The organism is Actinomadura sp. GC306 (assembly GCF_004348665.1).
Taxonomy (GTDB): domain Bacteria; phylum Actinomycetota; class Actinomycetes; order Streptosporangiales; family Streptosporangiaceae; genus Spirillospora.
Window position 1 is genome coordinate 1 of sequence record NZ_SMKM01000453.1, and the last position, 2,771, is coordinate 2,771.

At 73.8% G+C, this 2,771-nt stretch carries 3 protein-coding genes; all 3 read right to left on the reverse strand.

Features of this window, described 5'->3' with window-relative positions; all coding sequences use genetic code 11:
- Positions 1-1,215 (reverse strand): fumarylacetoacetase (gene fahA, locus E1200_RS32480; protein WP_131956388.1); only part of this gene is annotated, 1,215 nt, incomplete at its 3' end.
- Positions 1,212-2,069 (reverse strand): hypothetical protein, encoded by an 858-nt coding sequence (locus E1200_RS32485; protein ID WP_131956390.1) that lies wholly within the window; start codon positions 2,067-2,069, stop codon positions 1,212-1,214. The genes fahA and E1200_RS32485, both read right to left, overlap by 4 nt.
- Before the next feature lie 59 nt (positions 2,070-2,128).
- Positions 2,129-2,629, reverse strand: coding sequence for a hypothetical protein (locus E1200_RS32490; RefSeq protein WP_131956392.1), 501 nt, complete (start codon positions 2,627-2,629; stop codon positions 2,129-2,131).
- Positions 2,630-2,771 lie beyond the last annotated feature (142 nt).

Genomic DNA, 2,771 nt, shown 5'->3' on the forward strand with positions numbered 1-2,771 from the left:
GGGGAGGGCGGGGTGGATGGTGCCGGTCACCTCGCCGAAGGTGATGCGCTCGCCTACGGGGCCGGGGGCCTGGGCTCGGATGGTCACCGTGTCGCCGTCCTCCAGGAAGGTTCGCTTGGTCCCGTCCGCGAGGTCCAGGGGCTCTTGGCCGTTCCAGCTGAGCTCCAGCAGGCAGCCGCGCTGGTCCCGTTCGGGGCCGGAGACCGTTCCCGAGGCGAACAGGTCCCCGGTGCGGAGGGCGGCGCCGTTGACGGTGGCGTGGGCCAGCTGCTGCGGCGGCGTCCAGTACATCGAGGCGAAGCGCGGCCGGCTGGCGACCTGGCCGTTGATCAGTATTTCGAGTTCCAGGTCGAGGCCCCACGGCTCGTCGCATCGCAGGTAGGGCAGCGGGGCCGGGTCCTGGACGGGCGGTTGCACACGGGCGTCCTCCAGCGCCGCGACCGGCACGACCCACGGCGAGATCGACGTCGCGAACGACTTCCCGAGGAACGGGCCGAGCGGCTGCGACTCCCACGCCTGCAGGTCGCGGGCGCTCCAGTCGTTCACCAGGACGAACCCGAACACGTGATCGCGGAACGCGTCCGCGGCCACGCGGTGCCCTGCCACGGACGGCACACCGGCGACGAACCCGACCTCCGCCTCGAAGTCGAGCCGCAGCGACGGGCCGTACGACGGCTCCGGGTCGCCCGGCGCCCTGCGCTGCCCCGTCGGCCGGATGACCGGTGAGCCCGAGCGGTACACGGTGCCGGAGCGGCCGTGGTAGGCGACCGGCAGGTGCTTCCAGTTGGGCGGCAGCGGGTCGCTGTTGGGGCGGAACATCCGTCCCGCGTTCTCGGCGTGGTGCTCGGAGGAGAAGAAGTCGACGTAGTCGGCCACGTCGAAGGGCCGCAGCAGCTCCACGTCCGCGACGGGGATCAGGAGCGGCCGCACGCGCTCGCGGTACGACTCGTCGGTGAGCAGCTCGATGAGGCGGGCGCGGTTGGCGTCCCAGGCGGCGCGTCCGGCCACCATGAAGGCGTTCAGCGAGCCCGAGGCGAAGTAGTGGCGGTCCTCCACCAGCCCGGCGGCGGACAGCTCGGCCAGATCGAGGACGTACTCGCCGATGGCCACGCCGACGCGGGGGAGCTCCCCCGGCCGCGAGAAGACGCCGTACGGCAGGTTCCCGATGCCGAAGCCGCCGTCCGCACTGCCCTCAACCCACGATTCGGTCGTCATGGAGCTCTATCTTCCCCAATGTCCGGCCTTCTGATCAGGCCCGCCGCCGCGAGATCCCGCCGGGCCGCGCGGACGTCCGGGACGCCGAACGCGACGAGGAGGCGGCGGGCCGTGTGCACCTCGGCCTCGGACAGCGCCAGGAGGTCGCGGACGAGGCCCGCGTCGTCGGTGCGCTCCAGAGCCCGCCGGACACCGGGGCCAGAATCGCCGGCCGCCGTCTGAGCCGTGGCGAGCAGAATGTTGATGAGCCCGTGGTGCGACGCGTCCCGGACGGTGTGCCCGGACCCGCCCGCGCACGTGAACGGCAGGTCGCGTTCGGCGCAGGCCGCGATGAACGCCGCCAGCGCGCCGGCGCCGGGAACGCCGTCCGTGGCCGTGCCGCCCACGCGGTATTTCGCACCGAGCCCGGCCGTCCGGTCCGGGGACGCGGCGGAGTCGCGGGCGGCGGCGATGCGGTCGAGGGCGTGCAGCCAGCCGGGAGAGCGGCGCACCTCGATGCGGGCCGGCATGTCGGAGGGGAGCCGGGCGATCGTCACGGCGGCGGCCCGCGCCTGGTCCGCGTCCCGGGGCAGCGCGATCTCAACCGAGGCCGGCCGGACGCGGGGTTCGGCGCGGACGGCGTCCAGCGCCTTCGGCAGTTCCTCGATCCCCGTGTCGGCGACGACGCCCAGATCGAGGAGGTCTTCGGGGACGAGATGGGTGCGCAACTCCGCGAAGCGCGACGCGGGGCACAGCAGGCGGCCGGTGATCCGGTCGGCGGCCGCGCGGTGGGCGGGCAGGGCGCGGTCCATCGGGACCTGGTGCGGCGGGAAGAGCGCGGCGTCGTCGAGGAGCCGAGCCAGTAAGGCGCTCATGCCCGTTCCGTACCCCCGGCGGCGCCGCGGATCACGTGCTTTACGGTGACTCGCCCGATTCAGTCGACGGGCGGGGTGGGGCCACTGCGGAAACTGCTGGACGGCGGCGGGTTCCAGTCGTCCTCCGGCTCACCGCCCGCGCGGGCTCCGCCCTCCGCGGCGGGATGGTCGCCGGCGTCGGGGTCCTCGGCGCGGTCGGACGGCGGAATGTCGTGCTCCTCCTCATCCGCGCCAAAGACCGCCGGCATCGGGATGTCGGGACGGGTCGTCGCGGCGAGCGGCCGCTGCTCCCGCGTGCCGGCGCGCTCCCGGCTCCGAACCAGCTCCACGTCCGTCGGCAGCAACGCGGGCGGCCCAGGCGACGGCTCGGGCAGCGGATCGAGGGACGGCCGCGGCTCCGGCAACGCGTCCAACGGCGGCGCAGGCTCCGACGAGAGACTCCCTCCGCCACCGAACTCCTCGCGGGCGGCGGCTTCCCGCGCGGCCGGTTCCTCCGGCTCGCTTTCCCCGGCGGTGGACTCCTCGCGGGTGGTGGATTCTCGCGTGGGCGGGGTCTCCATGGTCGGGTCTTGCTCGTCGTTGACAGGGGCGGTCTGTAGGGGCTCTTGGTCCGTTGTCTCGTGACGGGTTGGTTCGTATGCAGGGGGCGTGTCTGGGACGGGATCGGGTTCCAGGAAGGGGATGAGTGGCTCGGGCTCGGGG

Bases quoted from the DNA above. Each gene is read 5' to 3' on its own strand.
- E1200_RS32485 (WP_131956390.1), bottom strand. From the start codon at position 2,069: ATGAGCGCCTTACTGGCTCGGCTCCTCGACGACGCCGCGCTCTTCCCG.
- E1200_RS32490 (WP_131956392.1), bottom strand. From the start codon at position 2,629: ATGGAGACCCCGCCCACGCGAGAATCCACCACCCGCGAGGAGTCCACC.